The organism is Thermodesulfovibrio sp. 3462-1 (assembly GCF_040451425.1).
GTDB lineage: Bacteria > Nitrospirota > Thermodesulfovibrionia > Thermodesulfovibrionales > Thermodesulfovibrionaceae > Thermodesulfovibrio > Thermodesulfovibrio obliviosus.
Genome location: NZ_CP144374.1, coordinates 129,888 through 154,133 on the forward strand (window position 1 = coordinate 129,888; position 24,246 = coordinate 154,133).

The following is a 24,246-nucleotide window of genomic DNA, read 5'->3' on the forward strand; positions in this document are numbered from 1 at the left end:
CGGGGAGGGCTTTTTATTGAGGACAGTAAGATGGATATCGGTGTAATTGGAGTAGGAAATATTCTTTTAATGGATGAGGGAGTAGGTCCAAAAGTTGTTGAGATACTGAGGAAAAATTATAAGTTTGAACCAGACATTGAGCTCATTGATGGTGGTACACTGGGACTTGAACTGCTTCCATACATTGAAAAATATAAAAAAATTATTCTGATAGACATAGTTGATTTTCATAAAGAACCTGGATACATAGGCGTTTTAAAGGGAGAAGAAATTCCTCCCTATTTAAAAACAAAGCTTTCTTTACATCATGTAGGTATTCAGGATCTCTTAGAAGTTGCAAGATTGATGGATTTTATGCCTGAGGAGGTTGTGTTAGTTGGCATCCAGCCTGAGATAATTGATATTGGACTTGACCTTTCAGAGACATTAGCTGGTAAAATAAATGAGTTAATTGATGAAGTTTTAAAAATTTTAGGCAGCTGGGGGATAAAATGTGTCTTGCAGTCCCATCAAAAATAGTAGAAATTGACGGCTATATGGCAACTGTTGATGTAATGGGGTTAAGAAAGCAAGTTAGTTTAATGTTGCTTCCTGAGGAACCAAAGATTGGTGAATATGTTCTTGTTCATGCAGGATTTGCAATAAATAAAATGGAGCCAGCAGAGGCAGAAGAAGCATTGAAAATTTTTGAAAAGATATTCAGGGAAATGGAGGAACAGGAAAAAAATTGGCAGACAGAAGCTTAGATTTTTCAGGATTAAGATGTCCTATTCCTGTTCTAAAACTCAGTGCTATTTATCCAGAATTTAAAAAAGGCGAAGTTATAGAAGTTATAGGAGACTGTCCTACATTTGAAAAAGATATAAAAGCATGGGCTTTAAAACTTGGTAAAACAATCCTTAACATAGAAAAATTCGGAAACAAACTAAAGGTTACAATAAGGATTTAATAATGCAAGAGCATCCCTGTCCTTATGGTGGATATCTCAGATGCGACAATCCTTTTTGCGAACATAGATATGCTTTAAGCGAAGTTCTTCATCTTTGCAGTGATGTCTTAGAAAGAATTTCTCAGGGAGATCCATCACAAAAAATAGATTTAGAGTTTGAGCGTTATGCTGTTCAGAGATTGATTAATTCTATAAATAAAGTTTCAGAAGAAGTTTCTGCTATGATTTCCCTTACTCATGAGCTTGCAATTGGAATATGTGAGCATTTTGATGTTTTAAAAAGACTATATGAAGGAGACTTCACAGCAACTACTTCAGAGGACTATCAAATAGAAATTTTAAGAATGCTCGGACATCTGATAAATAAACAGAGAGACAGATTTGTTGAATACATAAATAAAATTAAAGAGCAATATGAAGAAATTTTGCAGCTCTATGAACAGGAAAGAACTATCCTTTCATCAATTGGGGTTGCAATTATAGTTGTTGAAGAAGACATGACAATTGAATACACAAATTCTGAGTTTGAGGCTTTAACAGGATACAAAAAAGAAGAAATTGAAGGTAAGATGAAGTGGACAGAATTTTTCTCTGAAGAGATGCTTGACAAAATGATAGAGTATCACAAACTAAGAAGAATTTCTCCATCTCTTGCTCCAAGACAGTATGAATCAAAGCTTAAGGACAGAAATGGAAAGATCAAAGATGTTCTTTTGAATGTTGGGATGGTTCCTTATACAAAAAAATCAATAGCCTCTATAATTGATATTTCAGAGAGAAAAAAGATACAGCAACAACTTATTCACTCTCAAAAAATGGAGTCTTTAGGAATGCTTTCAGGAAGAGTTGCCCATGAGTTTAACAACATTCTTACTGGAATAATAGTATTTGCTGGACTTCTTTATACAAAAATTGAAGAACCACAACTTAGAAACTTTGTTGAAAAAATTATTGATGCTGGAGAAAGAGCAAGAGATTTGGCAAAGAAACTGCTTGTATTTAGCAGAAAAGAGGAATTCGGAGAGCCTCAGGAAGTAAACTTAAATAAATATCTAAAAGATTTTTCAGAGTTTGTAAAAACTATTATTGGAAAAGACATTGAGTTTAAACTTAATCTTCCAGAAGAAGAAATTTTTTATAAAATAGATCCTTCCTATCTTGAGATAATTCTTATGAATCTTGTTACAAACGCCCGTGATGCTATGCCAGAAGGAGGAGAGCTTTCAATTGGTTTAAAAGAGATCTCTGTTGATGTTGAGTATTCATATACACATCCTCTTGTGAAGCCCGGTAACTATATTGTTATTTGTGTATCAGATACAGGAATAGGAATGGATGAGCAAACAAAGCAAAGAATATTTGAACCATTTTTCACAACAAAGCCAAAGGGTAAGGGAACAGGATTAGGTCTTTCTACAGTTTTTGGACTTGTAAGGCAGTATGATGGACACATTCATGTTTACAGTGAACCTAAAAAAGGAACAACATTTAAGATATATCTGCCTGTAAAAGAAAGAAAAATGAAACATTTAATTGATAAAAATGCATTAAAAGGAACAGAGACAATTCTTGTTGTTGATGACGATGAACATACAAGAGGTTTTATTTCTTCTTTTCTTAAAGAATACGGTTACAGTGTTTATGAAGCTAAAAAAGGAGATGAGGCTTTGGAAATATTTGAAAAACATAAAGAAGAAATTGCCCTTAGCATTGTTGACCTTGTTATGCCAGGAATCTCAGGAATAGAAGTTATGAACCAGCTCAAGAAAATAAAGCCAGATGCAAAGGTTATTATAATGAGTGGACATCCTGTTCAGTTAAAAGATGTGATTACAATGGAAAAAACAATTTTTCCAGAGGAAATTTTGTTTAGAATCAGAAACATTCTTGATAAAAAGGAGTAAAGCCTATGGTCAGAAATGACAAATGGATAAAAGAAATGGCTCGCAAGGGAATGATTGAGCCCTTTGAGGAAGGTCTTGTAAGAGAAGGTGTCATATCTTATGGAGTGAGTTCCTATGGTTATGACATGAGAGTTGCTGATGAATTCAAGATTTTTACCAACATAAACAATACAGTGGTTGACCCTAAGAACTTTGATCCTAAAAGTTTTGTTGAATTTAAGGGTGATGTATGCATTATTCCACCAAACTCTTTTGCCCTTGCCCGTTCTGTTGAGTATTTTAGGATTCCAAGAGATGTGCTCGTAATATGCATTGGAAAATCAACCTATGCAAGATGCGGAATAATCGTAAATGTGACTCCTCTTGAGCCGATGTGGGAGGGTTACTTAACAATAGAGATATCAAATACCACGCCACTTCCAGCAAAAATCTATGCAAATGAAGGTATTGCTCAGCTCATATTCTTAAAAGCAGAGGAAGAATGCGAGATCTCCTATGCTGATAGAAAAGGTAAGTACCAAGCTCAACAGGGCATAGTTTTACCAAAGATATGATTGACCCATCCCGTATAATAGTTGCTCTTGATTTTTCAAAAAAAGAAGATGCCTTACGGATAGTTGATCAACTTGAAGGAGTCATTAATTTTTATAAAGTTGGACTTGAGCTTTTTCTAAGCGAAGGACATGAGATTTTAAAAATTCTTAAAAACAAAGGTAAAAAAATTTTTCTTGATCTTAAATTTCATGACATTCCAAATACGGTTTACAAAGCTGTGCAGTCTGTGCTTCAATATGAAATTGATATGCTTACAGTTCATGCTTTAGGTGGAACTGAAATGATGAAGAAAGCAGCCCTGGCTGTAAAGGAATACTCTTACAAAGAAAATATTCCGCCTCCCAAGATTTTGGCAGTTACTGTTTTAACAAGTCTTGATGAAAAGGATCTGGTTGAAGCTCTATCTTTTCCAATTTCTCGAGAATCCTTAGTTAAAAATTTAGCCTTAAAGGCAAAACAGGTAGAATTAGATGGAGTTGTTTCTGCAGTTTCTTCAGTAAAAACAATTAAGCAGGTGTGTGGACAAGGCTTTATAGTTGTAACTCCAGGAATAAGACTGAAAAATTCTAATTTTCATGATCAAAAAGTAGTTGCCACTGCTCACGAAGCCTTCTCTGAAGGTGCAGACTACATTGTGATTGGAAGAGCCATTACACACAGTAATTTTCCTCAGAGAATGATTGTTGATATGATAAACTCATGATGCTGTGTATTTGTTCAAATAGAAAAAAATTATTAAAAAAATTGTCTGATTTTTTAAATAAAGAATTTAAAGATCTTTCCATTTCTCCCATTGACAATGAAACAGTAGAAAGGATTTACAAAATTGAGCCTGACATAATTATTATTGATTTTTGCGGAAAAGCATGCTGGAAGTTATTAGAAAAAATCACCCGTGCACCTTCTATAAGAGAAATTCCTTTAATCTTGATATTTAAGAGAAAAGAAGGAAAACTTATTGAAAAATTGTGCAATTTTGAAATTTTTGATTATGTTATAGAGCCATTGTTAAAATGCGAGATTTTAATGAAAATAAATAAGGCAGAAGAAATTGTGGGACTTAAAAAAGAGTTTAAAAGTCTCTTAACAAGAGATCCATTAACAGGAGCTTATCAAAGAGGCTTTTTAATAGAAAGAATGAATGAGGAGATTCATTGGTGCAATCTTTATAAAGAGCCTTTAACTTTGGCAATGTTTGATATAGACTTTTTTAAAAAAATAAATGATACCTACGGGCATCAAACAGGTGACAAAGTTTTAATGGAGCTAATACATCTTGCTCATCAAAGTATGCCTGAAATGGCATTGATAGGAAGATATGGAGGTGACGAATTCTGCGTTGTTCTGCCAAGCACTGATGAGATGACTGCAAAGGATATCTTAGAGGCTTTTAGACAAACAGTTGAAAAAAATGATTTTTATACATTTAAGGGAGAAAAGATTAAAGTAACAATAAGCATAGGATTCACAACATATTATGCAGAACAAAGATGTTCAATTGATGAAATAATTCAAAAAGCAGATATTGCTCTTTATAAAGCAAAGCAGCAAGGAAGAAATAGAGTAATTTTTCAGGATTTTGATGTAGAATAAAAGAAAAGAGGAGGTTGAACTATGAAAGCAGTGGCTTTGGTATTAGCAGCATTGATGCTTTTTACTGTTGCATAAGGAATATTCAGCCAAAACATATCTGAAGCGCTTTCAAGCATGGATCGTTTTAGAAATTTGCTCATACATCGTTATAAACAGATAGATTTTAAAAAAGTTTATGAATTTACAAAAAATCTGGAAGTTATAGGAGAGTTTAAAAAAACCGTAATAAAACTACTGGAGGCTGAAACTGAAAATCATGAGAGAAAAACTCATTAAGCTTATTTACGAAAAGGCATTTAAATACTCTAAAACTCCCATATTTCGGCTTACCTCTGGAGGACTGAGTAATTATTACTTTAACTGTAAAGCAGTAACCCTTTCTCCAGAAGGAATGTATTTGATAGGCAACATTATCTATGACATGATTGCTGATCTGAATGTAAAAGGCATCGGAGGCCTTACTCTTGGAGCTGACCCAATTGCTACTGCTGTAGCCTATACATCCTATCTAAGAAGTAACCCAGTAGAAGCATTCGTTGTGAGAAAAAAAGCAAAGGAACATGGCACAATGCAATGGATTGAAGGAAATATTAAGGAAGGTGATAGCGTGGTAGTTGTGGATGATGTTATTACAACGGGAAGCTCAACAATTCAGGCAATAACTCGCCTTAAGGAGGCAGGAATTTTTGTAAAAAAGGTTGTTGTTCTTGTTGACAGGCAGGAAGGTGGAAGAGAAAATATATTAAAATTTCTTGAAGAATGTGGATTTCCTGCAAATTTAGAAGCAGTGGTATTAAGGGATGATGTAATGCAGTTTAGAAAGTGAAAAAACAGATTAGATTTCAATGCATAATTCAATGCTCCTCTGTTTGTTGTGGAGGAGCAACCATTGTTACTTTAAGAGAGATTGACAGGTTTTACAGATTTTTCCCAATTACAGTCGGATTCAGAAAAATCTATCCCTTTAATTCAGTTCATGAAAATTATATAAAAAATTTTGCAATTGTATACAAAACTTCTTACATAATCGGAGACTTCATAGCTGGGAATCGTCTAAAAAAAAGATGTAGAATGCTTAAAAATTCTTTATGTTCACTGCACGGCAAATCAAAACCTCTTCAATGCAGTGTTATTCCATTTTCAGTAACTTTTCCAGAGGAGCTACAGGATCTTGTAATAACAGAAAGAAGAAGAGGAGCTTTCAAAGCATGTAAAGGATTTCATGAAGATGCTATGGTAGTATGGGACGGTGAATTTGTAGATAAGGAACTGAAAGAAAATTTTTATAAACATTTTGAAAATTTTCTCTTTCAAAGAGAGCTAATGGAGAGGATTTTCCTGAAATTTGAAGACAATCTCTTTTTTAAAAAATTCGTGCATTCGCAGAATGGTTTTTTTGAAGTTCCTATTATTCCTGAGTTTATTGATGAAATATGTCGTATTGCTTCAATGGATAAATCTGAATTTATAAAAGCGCAAAGAAGTTTATTTATTAAGGAGCTTACAGTTGGAGGTATTAAAAATTCTTTATTTATTGATGCTTTGAATGTTCTGGAAGAAGTAACAATTTGACATAAAAGGAAAAATCTTATTATTATTAAAAATATTCCATCCTTCTCGGGGAGGTTATTGTGGCAGGTCATTCCAAATGGGCACAAATCAAACATAAAAAAGCTCAGGTTGATGCAAGAAAAGGAAAAATTTTTACAAAGCTTGTAAAAGAAATATCAGTAGCAGCCCGTCTTGGCGGTGGAGATCCTGAAAAAAATCCCAGACTGAGAGTAGCCATTGAAAAGGCAAGAGAAGTAAACATGCCTATGGATAACATCAAAAGAGCAATAATGAAGGGAACAGGCGAGCTTGCTGGAACAGCATATGAGGAAGTTGTATATGAAGGCTATGGTCCTGGAGGAGTGGCACTTTTAATTGAAGCAATGACCGATAATAAAAACAGGACTGTATCTGAGATAAGACATCTTCTTTCAAAGCATGGTGGAAGTCTTGGTGAGTCAGGATGTGTCTCATGGATTTTTGAGAAAAAAGGATACATTCTTGTTGATAAAAACACAGTTGATGAAGACACACTTCTTTCAGTTGCACTGGAGGCAGGTGTTGAAGATGTGAAAAATGATCCAAAAGAGGACAGTTATGAAATTATTGTTTCACCTGAAAAATTAAAAGATGTAAAGGAGGCTCTTGAGAACGCTGGTATAAATGTCTCTCTGGCAGAGGTCACGATGTTACCTAAAAATTATGTTCCTGTAGAAGGAGAAGATGCAGAAAAAATGCTGAAACTCATGGATGCCTTAGAGGACCATGACGATGTGCAAAATGTTTATGCAAACTTTGATATTCCAGATGAGGCAATGAGCAAGGCAGAAGCATAGCATGGAACCATCTATTAGACTTACTTTTAAAAGAAAATTTATTGCCGGTCTAATAGTAACAATTCCTGTAGCAATAAGCATCTTTATCTTAATTCAAATTTTTAAAATCATAGATGGTCTTTTAGGTCCAATCTATGACTATATTTTTGGCAGACACATTGCAGGATTAGGATTTATAACAGCATTGATAATTGTATTTTTTGTAGGAGTTGTATCAACCAATGTTTTTGGGAAAAAGCTTTTAGACCAGATTGAAAAATTGCTCTTTCTTAAAATTCCCATTTTTAAAAGCCTTTATTCTTCACTGAAACAGTTAATTGATGCCTTCTCTCCTGAAAATAAAACTTCTTTTCAGAAGTTTGTAATTGTTGAATATCCAAGAAAGGACAGTTTCATGTTCGGATTTCAGACAAAGGAGTGTTTTTTAAAAGAAGGGGATATGGAAAAAAAGCTTATTGCAGTTTACATACCAACGAATAATCTCTATCTTGGAGAAGTTGTGCTTTTTGAGCCTGAAAGTGTAATTCATACAAATATTCCAGTTCAGGAAGGAGTAAAGATAATTCTTTCAGGTGGAATAGCAGCACCACAGATAATAAGAGGTGATAAATAATGGATGTGGTAATTCTGGCAGCAGGAATGGGGACAAGGATGAAATCCACGCTGCCAAAAGTGCTTCACAGGATCTTTGATAAACCAATTATAGATTATGTTATAGAATGTGCTCAGAGTCTAAAACCTGCAAGTATACTTGTCGTCGTCAATCCATCTTTAACTGAAGTGATACAATATCTTAACTCTAAAGCTATTAAAATTGTTTTTCAGAACGAACCAAAGGGCACAGCCAATGCTTTATATTCTGCTTTGCCTTACATAAAAAATGAAAAAATACTTATTCTTAATGGTGATACCCCTTTGATAAAAAAGGACACCCTTTTAAATTTTTTAAAAATTTTTGACGAGAAAGCTCAGGATTTGGCAATTCTTTCTTTTTATCCAGGCCGTGAGCATTCTTATGGAAGAATTTTGAGAAACTCTAAAGGAGATGTTGAAAAAATAGTTGAAATTACAGATTACACTGGTTCTGAATCAGGTGAGGCTAACAGCGGGGTTTATTTGGTAAAAAAAGAAGTTCTGGAGCTTGTTAAAGAGATTAAAATAAATCCTCGCAAAGGTGAATTTTATTTAACAGATATTGTGGAAATAGCCATATCTAAAGGATATAAAGTTGATGCCTATGCACTGGCACAAGAGGATGAATTAATTGGAATAAACAATCGTGAAGAACTTGCTCTTGCTATGAAATATCTAAGAGACAGAGTTGTTAAAGAGTGGATGAATGAAGGAGTTACTTTTTATGATCCAGGCTCTGTATGGATTTCTCCATCTGTAAAAATTGGACAGGACACAATAATTTACCCAGATGTTTTTCTTGAAGGAGACACCACAATTGGACGAAACTGTGTTATTTATCAGGGAACAAGAATTCGTGACAGCATAATTGAAGACAATGTTCTAATAAAAGACTGCACAGTGATTGAAAGCTCTCATGTAAAAGCAGGTTCAAAGATTGGTCCTTTTGCCCATCTAAGACCTGAAAGTGTTATTGGCAAGGAATGCAGAATTGGCAACTTTGTAGAGGTTAAAAAATCAGTAATTGGAGATAGAACAAAAGCAGCACATTTAAGCTATCTCGGAGACTCTGAAATTGGTGAAAATGTAAATATAGGAGCAGGAACAATAACATGTAATTATGATGGTAAAAGGAAGCATAAAACAATAATTGAAGACAATGTTTTCATAGGAAGTGATACGCAGCTTGTAGCTCCTGTAAAAGTTGGCAAAGGTGCATACATAGGTGCAGGTTCTACAATTACAAAGAATGTCCCTGAGGACTCACTTGCAATCAGCAGAACTCCCCAGAGAAACATTGAAGGCTGGGCAAAGAAAAAGCGGGAGAAAAAATAATGTGTGGCATTATTGGATATATAGGTGATAAAAATGCTGTCCAGATAGTGCTTGATGGATTAAGAAGGCTTGAATACAGAGGATATGACTCAGCTGGAATAGCCTGTTTATCTGATGGTAGAATTAAAACTGTAAAATGCGAAGGAAAGATTAAAGATCTGGAACAACTTATTAAAACACAGAATCCTGAACTTTTGAGTTCACAACTCTTTCTGGCAATAGGACACACAAGATGGGCAACTCATGGTAAACCATCAAGTTTAAATGCTCATCCCCATTGCTCTGGCGGAATTGCTCTTGTTCATAACGGTATTATTGAAAACTATGCTACATTGAAAGATGAATTAAAACGGGAAGGCTATAAATTCATCTCTGAGACTGATACAGAAGTAATTGCTCATCTCATAAACAAGTACAGAGCTAATTTTAATCTTGAGGAAGCAGTAAAACAGGCAGTTAAAATGCTCAAAGGTTCCTATGCTGTTGTAATAATTGAAGATAAAGAGCCTGATAAAATAATTGGCGTAAGAATGGAAAGCCCTCTTGTTGCTGGAATTATGGATAATGAAAAGTTCATTGCCTCTGATGTCTCGGCATTTCTCAATTACTGTAACAGAGTAATCTTTCTTGATGATGGTGAAATGATTGTCCTCAGAAAGGATAATTTTGAAGTATTTGATATAAATGGTAAAGAAATGAAAAAGAAAATACAGACCATTACATGGACAGCCTCAATGGCTGAAAAGGGCGGATACAAGCATTTTATGCTCAAGGAAATACATGAACAACCGAGAGCTATTGCAGATACAATAAGAGGGAGGGTTTTACCCGATGGTTCAGAGGTAGTTTATAAGGAGCTTGGAATAAGATTTGAAGAGCTTGCTCTTACAAGAAAAATATATCTTGTTGCCTGTGGCACATCCTACCATGCTTGTCTGATTGGTAAATATATGATTGAAAATATTGCAAAAACACCTGTGGAGACAGATATTGCTTCTGAATTCAGATATAGAAATGTTCCCTTTGAGCAAGACTCTCTATTTATAGCAATAACCCAGTCTGGAGAAACAGCAGACACTCTTGCAGCCTTGAGATTTGCTAAAAAATCAGGAGTAAAAACTCTCGCTATATGCAATGTAGTAGGAAGCACAGCATCAAGAGAAGCAGACGGAGTTTTTTATACCCACTCAGGTCCGGAGATAGGAGTTGCCTCAACAAAGGCTTTTACCACTCAGATTGTAGCCCTTTATCTTCTTACTCTTGCTTTGGCAAAGGCAAAGGGATTACTTGTAGAGCAAAGTTACATAAGTTTTTTAAGGAATCTTCTCATGCTTCCACGAATGGCTGAAGAGGCTTTAAAGCTTGAAAATAGGATTCAACAACTTGCAAAAGAAGTTTACAGAAAACCAAATTTTCTCTATCTTGGTAGAGGACTCTGCTATCCTGTTGCGCTTGAAGGTGCGCTCAAACTCAAAGAAATATCCTATATTCATGCAGAAGGATATGCTGCTGGCGAGATGAAACATGGACCCATTGCCCTTGTAGAGGAAGGATTCCCTGTAGTTTTCATTGTTTCAGATGATTTTTATCTTGACAAGACCCTGTCCAACATGGAGGAAATAAAGGCAAGAGATGGCTTTATAATTACTATTTCAGACAGTAAGAAGGAAAAACTCAAAAAGTTGTCCGATAGATTTATTTATGTGGAGGGAATACATACCTATCTCAACACAGTGCTTTTCAGCATTCCTCTTCAGTTACTTGCTTATCATGTGGCAGTTTTAAGAGGATGTGATGTGGATCAACCGAGAAATCTTGCAAAGAGTGTTACCGTTGAATAGTTTTATAAAAAAAATAAAATAAGAGGGGTATAGCCATGAAAGATTTCCCCCTGTCGGAATTAAATCCGGCACAGCAGGAAGCAGTTCTTTACTGTGAAGGTCCGCTTCTTGTTCTTGCAGGAGCAGGAAGTGGTAAAACAAGGGTGATTACTTATAAGTATGCGTATCTTAAAGAAGCTATGGGACTGCATCCATCTTCCATATTCACTGTAACTTTTACTAACAAGGCAGCTGATGAAATGAAGGAAAGAATCTTTAAAATCTGTAAAGGCACCCTCAAAAATCCCTGGATAGGAACATTTCATTCTCTGTGTGTAAGGATACTCCGGGCTCACATTGAAAGAATTGGTTACAAAAAAGACTTTATTATTTATGACGAAGATGACCAGGCAGGGCTGATAAAGAGAATCTTAAAAGACCTGAATATGCATGAAGCTTTATGCAAATGTGTTGTAAACAAAATAAGTAACTTGAAGTCAAATCTGGTTACTCCTGAAGATTACATTTCAAATATTGAAGGTTATGAGCTTGAAGAAAGGCTTGGCAGGATATATATGCGATACCAGACAGAACTTCAAAAATGCAATGCTCTGGATTTTGATGATTTAATTCTTTGCGTAATAAAGTTATTAAGAGAAAATGAAGATTTACTCAGGCGATACTCTGAACAATTCAGATATATACTTGTGGATGAATTTCAGGATACCAATAAATCTCAATATGAACTGTTACAACTTCTTTGCAAGTATCATGGAAATATCTGCGCTGTTGGAGATGATGACCAGAGTATTTACAAATTCAGAGGAGCAAATGTTTATAACATCCTTAACTTTGAAAAAGACTTTCCAAAGACAAAAGTAGTTAAACTGGAACAAAACTATCGTTCTACAAAGCATATAATTCTTGCTTCCACTGCTATGATTTCAAAAAATCCAATGAGAAAATCAAAAACTCTCTGGACAGAAAGAGATTGGGGAGAAAAAATTTTTTACTGTCAATTAAGCAATGAAGAGGAAGAAGCAAAATATATAGCAAAAAACATAAAAGAGCTTTATTTAAAAGGTGATTACGAATTTAGAGATTTTGCCATTCTTTATAGATTGGTTCTTCAGGCAAGAGCACTGGAAGAAGCTTTGCGAATGGAAGAAATACCCTATCAGGTAATAAGTGGAGTAAGCTTTTACCACCGTAAAGAAATAAAAGATGTGCTTGCTTATATGCGATTTATTTTAAACAAAGAAGACAATTTAAGTCTTATGAGAATAATCAATAATCCTCCAAGAGGAATTGGAGCTGCTGCTTTGTCAAAAATTGAAAATGAGGCTAAAAAACACATGATATCAAACTATGAAGCGATAAAAAAGATAATAAAAGACAATACTGTTTCAGATAATTTAAAAGAAACTCTTTTATCATTTACCAATATTATAGATAAACTTTCTGAGAAAGAGTATCAGGATGCTGCATCCATGATAAGGGATATATTGAATCTTACTGGATATCTTGAGGAAATTGAAGAGGATAGAATTCAGAATGTTTTAGAACTTCTCAGCTCTGCTGAAAAAGTATCTGTAAGAGAGTTTCTTGATAAAGTTGCTCTTCTTTCAAGCGTGGATACATGGGAAAGCAGGAAAAACGGAGTCAGCCTACTTACCCTTCATGCTGCTAAGGGGCTTGAGTTTCCAGTGGTTTTCATCGCAGGCTGTGAAGAGGGAGTTTTACCTTACTTTAAGGCGCTTGAAGATCCGGTGGAATTGCAGGAAGAAAGAAGGCTTTTTTATGTGGGGATGACAAGAGCCAAAAATCTTTTATATATTACAAGTGTAAGGCAGAGAAAGCTTTATTCAAAAGTTCAGAAACAGGAACCTTCAAGCTTTATCAAAGACATTCCGCCTGAATACTGCACATGCATCAGAAAGGATTATTCCACTTTTACTCCAGACAAAAAGGAATCAGACAAACCCAGGGTTAAGCATCCATTTGTGATAGGATGTAAAGTAAAGCATCCCACATGGGGAGTTGGAGTTGTAAGAGACTGTTATGGAGAGGGAGATGATTTAAAGGTGGTTGTTAACTTTCCAGGTATAGGAGTTAAAAAATTAGCTCCAAAAATTGTAAACTTAGAGAGGGTGTAAAAATGAAAATATCAAAACAAGAGGTAAAGCATATTGCAATGCTAAGCAGGCTTGAACTTGATGAGAAAGAAATAGAGCTTTATCAGGATCAATTAAGCCGCATTCTTGAGTATGTTGAAAAATTAAATGAGATTGATACAACCAACATAGAGCCTACATCCTATGTTATTGAGCTTAATAATGTATTTAGAGAAGATGTTGTTAAGGAGTCTTTACCGAGACAGGAAGCATTAAAAAATGCACCCCAGGCTACAGAGAAATTTTTTAAAGTCCCCAAAATAATAGAATAAATGATAAAATAAAACAAATGCTGAGAAGTTTTTTAAGAGCAAAACTGCATTTGGCAAAGGTAACAGAAACTAATTTATTTTATGAAGGCTCAATAAGTATTGATGCTGAGCTGATTGAGATTGCTGGAATACTGCCTTATGAAAGGGTGTGGATAAGCAATATGAATAATGGAGAAAGATTCGATACCTATGTTATTCCTGCTCCAAAAGGCTCAAAAATAATAGGACTTAATGGACCAGCTGCCAAAAAGGCTCAGGTAGGAGACAGAATTGTTATTTTTTCCTATGGTTATCTTACGGAAAATGAAATTCCTTTACACAAGCCCAAGATTGTAATCCTTGATGAAAATAATAATCCTGTAAAAATCTATCCATGAATTAATGCTTCAATATCAAGACTTTTTAGGGCTGTTTCGCCTATTCTGTCTTTATTTAGTTCAGATAAGTATGGAAATACTCCAAGACAGGGTATATCAAGCAATTCTTTTAAAACCTGAGGATTTGTTTTTTCAGCAATATCATTTTTTGCAGGCTCAGAAAAATTAATAATATAACCCTTTACAGAAATTTTTTTATTTTTCAATGCCTCAAGTGTAAGAAGTGTATGATTAATTGTGCCAAGAGTTGGTCTCGTTACTATTATCACAGGTAATTCCATATCCTTAATTAAATCTCTGACAAAATAAAAATTTGTTTTCTTTTTTTCTTCTTTGATAAGAGGAACCATTAATCCACCTACACCTTCAATGAGAAGATAGTCATACTTTTTCTTAAGTGTCTCAAAGGATTTAAAGATTTTATCAATGTCAACTTCTTTATTTTCAAGCCTTGATGCCACGAGGGGGCTCAATGGATTCTCCATTTTTACAGGCGTTATTAAATCAACAGAGTCATTCATCTCAGCCATGTCTCTTAAAAGCATTCCATCACTTGGTAGCAGTATTCCATCTTTGTTAAGGCACCCTGTTTCAATAACTTTCATTGCACCTACTTTTAGTCCCTTTTTTATAAAACTCCTCAGTATTGCTGCTGCAACAATAGTTTTTCCAACTCCAGTATCTGTGCCTGTAATAAAGTATCCAGTCTTCATACTAAATCCTCCCTTTCAAAGAATTTTATCGTTATATGGTATAATGTTATATAAACTAAAGGCAACCCGATATGGAGGAACTATGATAAGATTTGAAGAATTACAGATGAGAATAATGGATGCAGCAAAAAATTATCTTGATGTGTATGATATGTCCACATACATTGAGCAGTATTCCTTAAATAAAGAGAGCAAGCTTTTAATGACATTGCCGGAAATTAAACCTCCTTATCCAATAAGTGCTGCAGTGTCATTTTCTTATAATGCCCTTCAGACAAGTAGTTCTTTTCTTTATGATGAAGATGAGGAGGAACAGGACTCTGAGGAGTTTGAAAACATGGTAGAGATTGAAGTTGTTATAAACCTTCCATTTCTTGAAGGATATAATAATATAAATGAGCTTTTTGAAGAGATAGTTAATGAGCATCCTGAGCTGGATCTGGTTTTAGTAAAAAAAGAGTTCATTGGAAAAGATCTGATGGAGGAAGATAAATATGAAATTGCTTATTCCTATCCAGCTTCTCAAGAAGAATTAAAGGATCTTCAGTTTTATGAAGAGATGTTTTTTGAATTAAGCAATATCTTACGCACCATTTACGAAAGAATGAGATTTTATATTGATATGTCCTGGTATTCAGCAGAAGATGAAACTTTTTAATGAAATAAAAACAGTTCTTCTGGACATGGACGGAACTATACTGGATAAGTATTATGATGATTACTTTTGGGAGATTTATGTGCCTCAAAAATATGCTGAAAAACAAGGAATAAACTTTGAGGAAGCTCAAAGAATACTTTTTTCAATGTACAAAGCAGAAGAAGGAACTCTTAACTGGACAGATATAGATTTCTGGTCAGGTAAAACAGGTCTTGATATATTCCAGCTTAAAAAGGAAGTGGAGCATCTTATTTGTCCTCATCCAGATGCTGAAGAATTTTTAAAATTTGTAAGCTCCAATGGGAAAAAAATCTATCTTGTAACAAATGCTCACAACAAAGTAATGGAACTTAAACTTAAGAAAACAGGCTTTGATAAATATTTTCATAATTTGTTTACAGCCTTTGATATTGGCTATCCCAAGGAGAAAATTGAATTCTGGGAAATACTTAAAGAAAAACTTTATTTTGAACCAGACTCTTCAATCTTTATTGACGATACAGAAGAAATTCTCCATACAGCTAAACTTGCAGGAATAAAATTACCTATTTTAAGAGCAGTTTCTTCTGCCCGCTCTGTTCCACGACAATCAAAGCAATTTTTAACAATAATGAAATTTGAAGAAATTTTTCATTTATAAAGCTCCGAGTTCTCTTTTTAGCCACTGTTTTATCTTTTCATTTATGGGACACATTCCAAAGCATATTTTGTGCCTGTTTTCATTCACAGCTTCAATAAGCATTTCTTCAGGAATTTCATCTATTCTTGCTATGGTTTCTCCATAATCCATCTGAGTATGTCTCATTATGAACAGAACAGGCTTTGCACCTGAAGTGTCAATATATGGAATATAACCCTTAATAGGACCTTTATAAACTAATTTATCTCCTTCCTTTATACATCTTGGAGACATAACTTCTTCTGGCTCCACATCCCATAACATATTTTCTCTAAAATAGGGGTCCTCTTTTAACTCTTTAAGTGTTATTAATTCACTAAAAATCATAAAATCACCTCCCTTTATTTCTTCTTTCAGGGACAATATTTTGTTTTATCTTTCCCTCATTGTATTCTTTCGTTACATAAAGACCGCAATAGCATCTTCCATATTCTTTTATATCCTCTGCACTGTAAATGCAAGGACAGATTATATCAGCATCTGCCTTTCTGTCTCCTGAAGCCAGTCTACACGGGCATGATCTGTAACCATAGCGTTCTTCATTTTTAAGCAATCCCTTCAAAAGTTCAAATACAAACTCTTTATCCCTGTTTAGCTCCCAGCCCCTTGACATGGCATATTTTTCTAAGATTTCATAGAGTTTTTCTGGCGTCATATCAGGCATTCAGTTCCAGAATTTTTCTAAGAATTTCCTCATCAAAGCCTACTACAGCTTTCTCAACAACAACTGTTGGAAAGGTTTCCTGAGGATTGATTTTTTTCAGTTCTTTCATTGCAAGCCATTGTTCTGCACTGTCAAGAGTATCAACCTCAATTAACTCATATTCCACAGAATTATTCTTTAAGAATTCTTTTACTTTTTTACATACAGGGCATGTGCTCAATGAATATAATCTAACCCTTTTATGCATTGCCCCTCCTATTTTTGTTAAAAGTATTGTTGAGAGTTAATTGAACATCTTCAAGCATCTCAAAGTTTGCCTTTCTTATTGTTTCAAGAGGAAGCTTTAACATATTCGCCAACTCTTCAAAGGGAATTTTTGAAACATAACAGAGCTCTGCAATAAGTATCTTTAATGCATCATCTTCTATCAAAGCTTTTAATTCATTATCATCCACCTTTACATTGTCAACAGCATCTCTGAAGGACATTCCATTCTTTATGTTCTGCATTATTTTTTTCATGGCTCCTTCATAAATTTTGCTTTCTTCCTCTGAGTAATCCTTAAAAATGAAATTAAACTCTGTCATTATTAAACTCCTTAATTTTTATTTTGCCTGGATTTAATTTGATTTATAAAAAAAAGATATTTTTTTATAAGAGCTTCAGCAGTTGTTCTTATCTCCTCATCTTTTATATTTTTCGTAATATCTTCCATCCATTCTTGCTGTTCTTGAGATAAACCAGTGATTTCTTTCTCCTTACTCTTTTCTTTTTGATTTCTGTAAATTCTTCCAAAACAGAATTCCACATCCTTTATTCCATAAATATGAAGTTTTTTAACAAATTCATCTTTTAACAATATTAGCTGAGAAAGCCATACATGAGAGTTAACTACCACATAAAGAACACCATTTTTCAAATCCTTTGGAAAAGTATGCTCTTTAACAGGACAACCGAATAGATCGTCCCATCTTTTTCTTAAAAATTTTAGTGATACTGCTTCTTCTATACCAAAATTATTGAGTAAAGCAGGTAAAACTTGTCCTATTTTCTCCATGTCTAAACCGCTTTTTTGACAAGACCTGAACGAAGACATCTTGTGCATACATGCACTCTTCTTGGGCCTTTTTCAGTAACAATTTTCATTCTCTGAAGATTTGGAAAGAAATATCTTTTTGTTTTGTTATTTGCATGGCTTACATTGTGTCCCACCACTTTTTTCTTGCCACATACATAGCAGCTTGCCATTTTTCCTCCTCCTTAATTTGCATATACTTAATTATTTATGATAACATTTTATTGATTTAGAGACAAGGAGGGAAGAATTAAATTATGTCTGATAAAGCAGTTAGAAGCATAGAATTAGCTAAACAGCTTGGTGTAAAACCTTCAGAAATTGTAAAATTTGTTGAAAAAATTAGAAATGTCCAGTTTAAAAAAAGAACTACAAACATCAACATAGAACCAGAGGAAGTTGACTTAATAAAACAGCATTTCAAAGAAGAAAAACAACCAGAGAAAATGGAGGAAAAGATAGAAACAGTTGAAGTAAAAAAAATTGAAGAGACAAAAGAGATAGAGAAAGAAGAAGCGCCTAAAATTCCTAAAATTATTGAAGAAGAAATAAAAGACGAAGAAGAGATACATTTGCCAGGAAGATTTAGAAGAGAAATATCTTTTGAAAAAATTGAAAAAATAAAACCAAAACCTGTAATAAACAGAATACCTCCCAAAAAATTAGAACCAAAAAAGTGGCTTGACATAAAAGAACAAAAAAAAGTTAAAAACAAATTTAAAAAGGAAGAGTCTGTTCAGGTCCCATCAACTGCTCCGAGAAAAAAGTCTATTAAGATAGAAGAAGGCACAACAGTTAAAGAATTTGCAGAGCTTATCGGTCAAAAAGTCTCTGATGTTATAAAAAAATTCATGGAACTCGGTTACATGCCAACAATTAATCAGCCTGTTGACTTAGATGCAGCCCAGCTCATAGCAGAAAGCTTTGGAGTGAAAGTAGAGCTTGCTCAGGCTGAAGAAATTGATGTAATACAGGAGCAAGAGGATGCTCCAGAGCTACTTCAACCAAGACCTCCTATTGTAACTGTTATGGGGCATGTTGATCACGGTAAAACTTCACTGCTTGATGCAATAAGAAAAACAAAGGTAACAGAACAGGAAGCAGGAGGAATCACTCAGCACATAGGTGCTTATAAGGTTAGTCTTGCAGGCAAAGATATTACATTTCTTGATACCCCTGGACATGAGGCATTTACAGCTCTTAGAGCAAGAGGAGCAAAAGTTACTGATATTGTTGTTCTTGTTGTTGCTGCTGATGATGGAGTAATGCCACAGACAATTGAAGCAATAAATCATGCTAAAGCAGCTGGTGTTCCAATTGTAGTTGCAGTAAACAAAATAGACAAGCCAGAGGCAAATCCTCAGAGAGTAAGAACCCAGCTCAGTGAACATGGAGTTATTCCAGAAGAATGGGGTGGTCAGAATATATTCGTTGATATTTCAGCAAAAAAAAGAATAGGTATAGAAAATTTACTGGAAATGATACTCCTTCAAGCAGAAATAATGGAACTTAAAGCAAATCCAAATAAGCCTGCAAGAGGAACAATAATTGAATCCAGACTTGACAAAGGTCGCGGTCCTGTGGCAACAGTGATTGTTCAAAACGGGACTTTAAGGGTTGGAGATGCTTTTGTTGCAGGAACAACTTATGGAAAAGTAAGAGCATTAATTGATGATACAGGTAAAAGAGTTAATGAAGCTCTACCATCAACTCCTGTTGAAGTAGTAGGGTTTGAAGAAGTACCTCAGGCAGGAGACAGTTTCATAGTTGTGGAAGATGAAAAGATTGCTCGTCAGATAGCCAATGCAAGAGCACAGAAGAAAAGACTTGCCGAGATGCAAAAAGCTCAAAAACTGACACTGCAGGATTTGTATGAGAAAATTAAAGAAGGAGAAGTTAAGGAGCTCAATTTAATAATAAAGGGTGATGTCCAGGGTTCAGTGGAAGCATTGAAAAAAGCAGTTGAGGAGATAAGTCATCCTGATATTAAAGTCAGGGTTATACATACAGCTGTTGGCGGTATAACAGAATCTGATGTTAATCTTGCAGCCACTGCCAATGCAATAATAATAGGATTTAATGTTCGTCCAGAAACAAAAGCTCAAGAACTGGCTGACCAGCTTGGTGTTGACATTAAGCTTTATAGCATTATTTACGAAGTAATTGATGATGTAAAGAAAGCTTTGCAGGGAATGCTTGAACCAGAAATTAAAGAAAGAGTTCTGGGTAGGGCAGAGGTAAGAGCAGTATTTAAAATTTCAAAAGTTGGGACAGTAGCAGGTTGTTATGTTTTAAATGGAGTAATCTCAAGAGCAAGTGATGGAATAAGAGTAATAAGAGACAATATAGTGGTCTATGAAGGCAGAATAAGTTCTTTAAAAAGATTTAAAGAGGATGTAAGAGAAGTTCAAGCTGGTTATGAATGTGGCTTAACAATAGAAAACTTTAATGATATTAAAGAAGGCGATATTCTTGAAAATTATGTTCTTGAAAAAATTCCTGTAAAAGGTATTTAAAATGCATCCATATAAAAGGTCTCAAAGACTTGGAGTTCTCTTAAAAGAAGAGGTTGCTCAGATAATTTTACATAAAATAAAAGATCCCAGACTTGGTTTTGTCACAGTAACTGATGTGAAACTTTCAGATGACCTCAGACAGGCGCGAGTTTTTATCTCTGTGCTTAACTCAGAGGAAAGAGAGCTTTCACTTCAGATTTTAAATGAAGCAAAGGGATTTATAAGAAGTGAGATAGCCAGAAGACTCAGAATAAAGATAATACCCACTTTTGAATTTGTTTTTGATGAATCTATAGAGCGCGGATTTAGAATTGATCAACTTTTAAAAGAAATTAAAAAGGCTCCGGAGGAGGTTTGAAACCACCGAAAGATTTAATTAATGCAATCCAGAAGAATAACTCTTTTTTGATACTTACCCATACAACGCCTGATGGAGATGCCTTTGGTTCAGCAATTGCTTTAAAGTTTTTACTTGAACAGCTTGGCAAAAAAGCAGAAGTTTATGCAGAACCAGCCCCTCAGCAGTATCAGTTTCTTCCAGGAATTGAACTAATTAAAAACATTGAAAATTTTCAAGCCTCAAGCCTTAAGCCTGTTTTAATTCTTGTTGATTGCAATACTGTTGCCAGAATAAGCTATAAAAAAGAAATTATTGAAACCATTCAAGCTTCAGCTTTTAACACTAAGTTGATTATTGACCATCACATTGAAATTAACAAAACAGTTGATCTATCCAGTATAAAGTGGATTGAACCAGAGGCTGCAGCCACAGGCATAATGATTTATTATCTCATAAAAACACTCAATGGCAAAATAACTCCTCAAATTGCCACAGCTCTTTATACAGCAATAATTGTGGATACCGGTAATTTCCAGTTTGACAATACCACTGAAGAGGTTTTACAGGTGGCATCAGAGTTAGTAAGATGTGGAGCTAAACCTTCATATATTTATCAACAGAGTTTTGAATCGTGGAGTGAAAATAGATTTAAACTTTTTACAAAAATGCTGAATACAGTTGAAATAATACCTCCAATTGCAATAGGTTTTATAAGTAAAGAGGATTTTGAAGAAACTGAAACTTCTGAGGCAGATACTGAGAGATTTGTAGAGTTTTTGAGAATTTTGAAAGATGTCAATGTCTCAGTGCTTTTTAGAGAGGTTGAAAGAGACTTCATTAAAGTAAGCCTTCGTTCAAAGGGTGATGTTGATGTTAGCAGGATTGCGACAGAATTTGGTGGTGGTGGTCACAAAAATGCAGCCGGATTTAGAATTAAAACATCCTTTGAAGAAGCACGGAGGAGACTTATAGAAAAATTAAAAGCCTGCAATGATACATTGTTCAAAATTGTTCAAGATTGTTCAAATGTTCAAGAGTAGTTTAAAATTGTCCAAATGGGGAAAATAATAGCAATAGCCAGTCAGAAAGGTGGTGTTGGCAAAACAACAACAGCTATTAATCTTTCAGCTTCTCTGGCAGTAAAAGGTAAAAAAGTTCTTGTAATAGATTCAGATCCTCAGGCAAGTCTTACCTTTGGTTTGGGAATGAGAAAAAATGGAGAAAAAATTAAAGGACTATACGAACTTTACGCAGACAAAGCAACACTCAAGGAAGTTTTAATTCAGCCATTTAAAAATCTTTATGTAATTCCTTCAAGAATTGATCTATTCATGGCAGAACTTGAGATATTTGAAACTGAAGAGAGAGAAAAAAAACTGAAGTGTTTGCTTAAGTCCTGTAAAGAAGAATTTGATTATATTTTCATTGATTGCCCTCCCTCCTTTTCATTTCTTGCGCTTTGTGCCCTTGTTGCCTCAGACTCTGTAATAATACCTGTTCAATGTGAGCAGTTTGCTTTGGAGGCTTTGAGAGTATTTATCAAACTTTTATGGAGAATAAAAGGGAATTTTAATGAATCGCTTGAACTTGAAGGGATTCTGCTTACAATGTTTAGCAAGCATCTTACTTTAAGCAGAACCACTGCAGAGGATATAAAAAAAGTTTTTCGTTCAAAAACTTTTGAAACCTGTATACCAAGAAACATTGCCCTTGCTGAGGCCTCCATGAATGGATTGCCTGCTATTTTTTATGCTCCAGAAGCTCAGGGAAGTATTGCTTACAGGGAACTTGCAGAAGAAATCCTTCAGAAAGAAAAAGATAAACATCTCAATTAAGTGCTTCAATAACTTTTTGAGCAACTGTCAGGTTAAATCCTGGTAAAGATGCTATTTCCTCTAAGGATGCAGTCTTTATTTTTTCAATGCTGCCAAAATGTCTGAGCAGTGTAAGCCTTCTTTTTTTACCAATTCCTGGGATTTTTTCAAGAACTGACTGAAAAGTGGCTTTCTTTCTGAGCTTTTTATGATAGGATATGGCAAATCTGTGAGCCTCATTTCTTATTTTTTTTAGTAAAAGTGAAGAGGATTTTTTATCTTCAAGAAGTATCTCCTTGCCATCAGGAAAAACAAGCCTGTCAGGTTCCTTTGCAATTGCAAAACATGGTAGCTCCTCTTTCAACTCATTTATAACTTTCAATGCAGTATTTAAGTGTCCTAAACCACCATCAATAAGAATTAAATCTGGTTTTGGAACTCCTTCATCTGTGTCAAACTTTCTTACAACTCTTAAGACAATCTCCTTCATGGCTGAATAATCATCAATTCCCCGGGGTTCCTTTATTTTTAAATGTCTGTAAAAATTTTTGCTAAAGTTTCCGTCTTCCCAGTAAATGAAACTTCCCACAGAATGAGCTCCAAAAAGAGTTGATACATCAAAGGCACCAATTTTGGAAGGAGTTTCTATAAGATTAAGTCTCTGTTTAAGCTCTTCAAGTGTAGTCTCTACTGGTGAAAGCTTTGATTCTATATGAATTTTTGCATTATTTAATGCCATATCAAGAAGTGCTCTTTCTTCTTCAGAAGAAGGAGTTTTGAATTCAACAGGAGCACCTCTTTGAACTTTTAGCCATTCCTTTATTTCATCAAGACTTTCCGGTAATTTTTTCATCATAATCGTTGAAGGAATCAGTAAATCCTTTGAATAGAGAGCCTCAACTACTGAGCTGATGAGCTCTCCTTCATTTTCATAAAAAGCCTTTTTAACTATCCAGTCTTTTGAGCCAATAAGCAAGCCATTCCTTACAAATAAAACATTGACGGATATTTTTGAATTTTTCATATAAAGCCCTATAACATCCATGTCTTCAATAGCTTGAGAGACCACTCTCTGTTGAGAAAATATCCTTTCAAGTCTTCTAATCTGATCTCTAACAACAGCAGCTTCTTCAAATTTAAGTTCCTGAGCAAGTTTTTGCATCTTTTCATACAATCTATCAAGTAACTCAGTTTTTTTACCCTTTAAAAATAAAACAACCTCTTCAACTCCTTTCATGTAATCTTCTTTTTTTATTAAACCAGCACATGGAGCAGGACATCTTTTCATCTGATATTGAACACAAGGACGAATAGGTTTGTTTAAATTGTATTTGCAGGTTCTTATTGGAAAATTTCTTCTTATAAATGATAAAGCTTCCCACATTGATTGAGCAGGAACATAAGGACCAAAATATAAATTACCGTCTCTCTTTGGCTTCCGAACAACATCTATTCTTGGCCAGTCTTCAGTAATTGTTATTCTTAGGTATGGATAATTTTTATCATCTCTTAATAAAACATTGTAAGGTGGTTTATACTCTTTTATAAGGTTTGCTTCAAGAACAAGGGCTTCATACTCATTTGATGTAACAATGTAGGAGAAATCCTTTACAAACTGAACCATTTTTTTCTTTCTTTCGTCAAGTTCACTGCTTTGAAAGTAACTCTTGAGCCTGTTTTTAAGATTTTTTGCCTTTCCAACATAAAGAACCTTTTCAGAGGCATCCTTAAAAATATAAACTCCTGGCAAAGAAGGCACCGTGGTTAAATCAATCATATAATTATTGT

General features: G+C 34.5%; 31 protein-coding genes. 23 read left to right on the top strand and 8 right to left on the bottom strand.

The window, feature by feature from the left end:
- Positions 1-30: 30 nt before the first annotated feature.
- From V4D31_RS00605 to panD, 17 genes are all read left to right on the top strand, one after another.
- A complete protein-coding gene (locus tag V4D31_RS00605) occupies positions 31-519 on the top strand; it encodes a HyaD/HybD family hydrogenase maturation endopeptidase (protein ID WP_353686310.1) in 489 nt (162 codons plus the stop codon).
- The gene (locus V4D31_RS00610; RefSeq protein WP_353686311.1) at positions 492-746 is read left to right on the top strand and encodes a HypC/HybG/HupF family hydrogenase formation chaperone; all 255 of its coding nucleotides are present in this window, start codon (positions 492-494) and stop codon (positions 744-746) included. Before V4D31_RS00605 ends, V4D31_RS00610 begins: the two co-directional genes overlap by 28 nt.
- Positions 728-949 (top strand): sulfurtransferase TusA family protein, encoded by a 222-nt coding sequence (locus V4D31_RS00615; RefSeq protein WP_353686312.1) that lies wholly within the window; start codon positions 728-730, stop codon positions 947-949. The genes V4D31_RS00610 and V4D31_RS00615 overlap by 19 nt, the downstream gene beginning before the upstream one ends.
- Positions 950-951: 2 nt before the next feature.
- Positions 952-2,853: an ATP-binding protein gene (locus V4D31_RS00620; RefSeq protein ID WP_353686313.1), complete on the top strand. Its 1,902-nt coding sequence runs from the start codon at positions 952-954 to the stop codon at positions 2,851-2,853.
- Positions 2,854-2,858: 5 nt separating this feature from the next.
- Complete coding sequence (gene dcd, locus V4D31_RS00625; protein ID WP_353686314.1) at positions 2,859-3,407, top strand: dCTP deaminase; 549 nt, start codon at positions 2,859-2,861, stop codon at positions 3,405-3,407.
- The gene (gene pyrF, locus V4D31_RS00630) at positions 3,404-4,111 is read left to right on the top strand and encodes an orotidine-5'-phosphate decarboxylase (RefSeq protein WP_353686315.1); all 708 of its coding nucleotides are present in this window, start codon (positions 3,404-3,406) and stop codon (positions 4,109-4,111) included. The genes dcd and pyrF overlap by 4 nt, the downstream gene beginning before the upstream one ends.
- Entirely contained in the window at positions 4,108-5,001 is an 894-nt protein-coding gene (locus V4D31_RS00635; RefSeq protein WP_353686316.1) for a GGDEF domain-containing protein, read from the top strand. Before pyrF ends, V4D31_RS00635 begins: the two co-directional genes overlap by 4 nt.
- A 78-nt stretch (positions 5,002-5,079) precedes the next feature.
- Positions 5,080-5,277: a HepT-like ribonuclease domain-containing protein gene (locus tag V4D31_RS00640; RefSeq protein ID WP_353687104.1), complete on the top strand. Its 198-nt coding sequence runs from the start codon at positions 5,080-5,082 to the stop codon at positions 5,275-5,277.
- Positions 5,258-5,827, top strand: a complete 570-nt coding sequence (pyrE, locus tag V4D31_RS00645; RefSeq protein ID WP_353686317.1) for an orotate phosphoribosyltransferase — start codon at positions 5,258-5,260, stop codon at positions 5,825-5,827. Before V4D31_RS00640 ends, pyrE begins: the two co-directional genes overlap by 20 nt.
- Entirely contained in the window at positions 5,824-6,573 is a 750-nt protein-coding gene (locus V4D31_RS00650; RefSeq protein ID WP_353686318.1) for a hypothetical protein, read from the top strand. Before pyrE ends, V4D31_RS00650 begins: the two co-directional genes overlap by 4 nt.
- A 59-nt stretch (positions 6,574-6,632) precedes the next feature.
- On the top strand, positions 6,633-7,388 hold the full coding sequence (locus tag V4D31_RS00655; RefSeq protein WP_353686319.1) for a YebC/PmpR family DNA-binding transcriptional regulator: 756 nt from the start codon (positions 6,633-6,635) through the stop codon (positions 7,386-7,388).
- 1 nt (position 7,389) lies between these two features.
- Positions 7,390-8,001: a DUF502 domain-containing protein gene (locus V4D31_RS00660; protein ID WP_353686320.1), complete on the top strand. Its 612-nt coding sequence runs from the start codon at positions 7,390-7,392 to the stop codon at positions 7,999-8,001.
- The gene (gene glmU / locus V4D31_RS00665) at positions 8,001-9,356 is read left to right on the top strand and encodes a bifunctional UDP-N-acetylglucosamine diphosphorylase/glucosamine-1-phosphate N-acetyltransferase GlmU (protein WP_353686321.1); all 1,356 of its coding nucleotides are present in this window, start codon (positions 8,001-8,003) and stop codon (positions 9,354-9,356) included. Before V4D31_RS00660 ends, glmU begins: the two co-directional genes overlap by 1 nt.
- Positions 9,356-11,197 (top strand): glutamine--fructose-6-phosphate transaminase (isomerizing), encoded by a 1,842-nt coding sequence (gene glmS, locus V4D31_RS00670; RefSeq protein ID WP_353686322.1) that lies wholly within the window; start codon positions 9,356-9,358, stop codon positions 11,195-11,197. Before glmU ends, glmS begins: the two co-directional genes overlap by 1 nt.
- 35 nt (positions 11,198-11,232) lie before the next feature.
- Positions 11,233-13,332: a UvrD-helicase domain-containing protein gene (locus tag V4D31_RS00675; RefSeq protein WP_353686323.1), complete on the top strand. Its 2,100-nt coding sequence runs from the start codon at positions 11,233-11,235 to the stop codon at positions 13,330-13,332.
- 2 nt (positions 13,333-13,334) lie between these two features.
- Entirely contained in the window at positions 13,335-13,622 is a 288-nt protein-coding gene (gatC, locus tag V4D31_RS00680; protein WP_353686324.1) for an Asp-tRNA(Asn)/Glu-tRNA(Gln) amidotransferase subunit GatC, read from the top strand.
- 17 nt (positions 13,623-13,639) lie between these two features.
- Positions 13,640-13,999, top strand: a complete 360-nt coding sequence (panD, locus tag V4D31_RS00685; RefSeq protein ID WP_353686325.1) for an aspartate 1-decarboxylase — start codon at positions 13,640-13,642, stop codon at positions 13,997-13,999.
- Here the strand turns inward: panD and bioD are convergent.
- Complete coding sequence (bioD, locus tag V4D31_RS00690; protein WP_353686326.1) at positions 13,990-14,712, bottom strand: dethiobiotin synthase; 723 nt, start codon at positions 14,710-14,712, stop codon at positions 13,990-13,992. The two genes, panD and bioD, sit on opposite strands and share 10 nt — an antisense overlap.
- 82 nt (positions 14,713-14,794) lie before the next feature.
- On the opposite strand from bioD, the gene V4D31_RS00695 reads away from it, so the two are divergent.
- Both V4D31_RS00695 and V4D31_RS00700 read left to right on the top strand, forming a co-directional pair.
- Positions 14,795-15,370, top strand: coding sequence for a hypothetical protein (locus V4D31_RS00695; RefSeq protein ID WP_353686327.1), 576 nt, complete (start codon positions 14,795-14,797; stop codon positions 15,368-15,370).
- Positions 15,357-16,010 (top strand): HAD-IA family hydrolase, encoded by a 654-nt coding sequence (locus tag V4D31_RS00700; protein WP_353686328.1) that lies wholly within the window; start codon positions 15,357-15,359, stop codon positions 16,008-16,010. Before V4D31_RS00695 ends, V4D31_RS00700 begins: the two co-directional genes overlap by 14 nt.
- On the opposite strand, the gene V4D31_RS00705 is transcribed toward V4D31_RS00700, so the two are convergent.
- From V4D31_RS00705 to rpmB, 6 genes are read right to left on the bottom strand one after another with little or no spacing between them, the layout of a single operon-like run.
- A complete protein-coding gene (locus V4D31_RS00705) occupies positions 16,005-16,376 on the bottom strand; it encodes a DVU0772 family protein (RefSeq protein ID WP_353686329.1) in 372 nt (123 codons plus the stop codon). The two genes, V4D31_RS00700 and V4D31_RS00705, sit on opposite strands and share 6 nt — an antisense overlap.
- A gap of 4 nt (positions 16,377-16,380) precedes the next feature.
- Positions 16,381-16,704 carry a ferredoxin-thioredoxin reductase catalytic domain-containing protein gene (locus V4D31_RS00710; protein WP_353686330.1) on the bottom strand — a complete coding sequence of 108 codons (324 nt, stop codon included), beginning with the start codon at positions 16,702-16,704 and terminating at the stop codon, positions 16,381-16,383.
- A gap of 1 nt (position 16,705) precedes the next feature.
- Positions 16,706-16,960 carry a glutaredoxin family protein gene (locus V4D31_RS00715; RefSeq protein ID WP_353686331.1) on the bottom strand — a complete coding sequence of 85 codons (255 nt, stop codon included), beginning with the start codon at positions 16,958-16,960 and terminating at the stop codon, positions 16,706-16,708.
- The gene (locus V4D31_RS00720; protein WP_353686332.1) at positions 16,953-17,300 is read right to left on the bottom strand and encodes a hypothetical protein; all 348 of its coding nucleotides are present in this window, start codon (positions 17,298-17,300) and stop codon (positions 16,953-16,955) included. The genes V4D31_RS00715 and V4D31_RS00720 overlap by 8 nt, the downstream gene beginning before the upstream one ends.
- A gap of 11 nt (positions 17,301-17,311) precedes the next feature.
- Positions 17,312-17,770: a DUF721 domain-containing protein gene (locus V4D31_RS00725; RefSeq protein WP_353686333.1), complete on the bottom strand. Its 459-nt coding sequence runs from the start codon at positions 17,768-17,770 to the stop codon at positions 17,312-17,314.
- Positions 17,771-17,772: 2 nt separating this feature from the next.
- Positions 17,773-17,961 (bottom strand): 50S ribosomal protein L28, encoded by a 189-nt coding sequence (gene rpmB, locus V4D31_RS00730; RefSeq protein WP_353686334.1) that lies wholly within the window; start codon positions 17,959-17,961, stop codon positions 17,773-17,775.
- An 84-nt stretch (positions 17,962-18,045) separates the two neighbouring features.
- On the opposite strand from rpmB, the gene infB reads away from it, so the two are divergent.
- The 4 genes from infB to V4D31_RS00750 are packed head-to-tail and all read left to right on the top strand — an operon-like array spanning position 18,046 to position 22,479.
- Positions 18,046-20,304 carry a translation initiation factor IF-2 gene (gene infB / locus V4D31_RS00735; protein ID WP_353686335.1) on the top strand — a complete coding sequence of 753 codons (2,259 nt, stop codon included), beginning with the start codon at positions 18,046-18,048 and terminating at the stop codon, positions 20,302-20,304.
- A gap of 1 nt (position 20,305) precedes the next feature.
- Positions 20,306-20,662, top strand: a complete 357-nt coding sequence (rbfA, locus tag V4D31_RS00740; protein ID WP_353686336.1) for a 30S ribosome-binding factor RbfA — start codon at positions 20,306-20,308, stop codon at positions 20,660-20,662.
- Positions 20,659-21,684, top strand: a complete 1,026-nt coding sequence (locus V4D31_RS00745) for a bifunctional oligoribonuclease/PAP phosphatase NrnA (RefSeq protein ID WP_353686337.1) — start codon at positions 20,659-20,661, stop codon at positions 21,682-21,684. The genes rbfA and V4D31_RS00745 overlap by 4 nt, the downstream gene beginning before the upstream one ends.
- A 15-nt stretch (positions 21,685-21,699) precedes the next feature.
- Positions 21,700-22,479, top strand: a complete 780-nt coding sequence (locus tag V4D31_RS00750) for a ParA family protein (RefSeq protein WP_353686338.1) — start codon at positions 21,700-21,702, stop codon at positions 22,477-22,479.
- Here V4D31_RS00750 and uvrC read toward each other — a convergent pair.
- Positions 22,472-24,235: an excinuclease ABC subunit UvrC gene (gene uvrC, locus V4D31_RS00755; RefSeq protein WP_353686339.1), complete on the bottom strand. Its 1,764-nt coding sequence runs from the start codon at positions 24,233-24,235 to the stop codon at positions 22,472-22,474. The two genes, V4D31_RS00750 and uvrC, sit on opposite strands and share 8 nt — an antisense overlap.
- Positions 24,236-24,246: the final 11 nt, after the last annotated feature.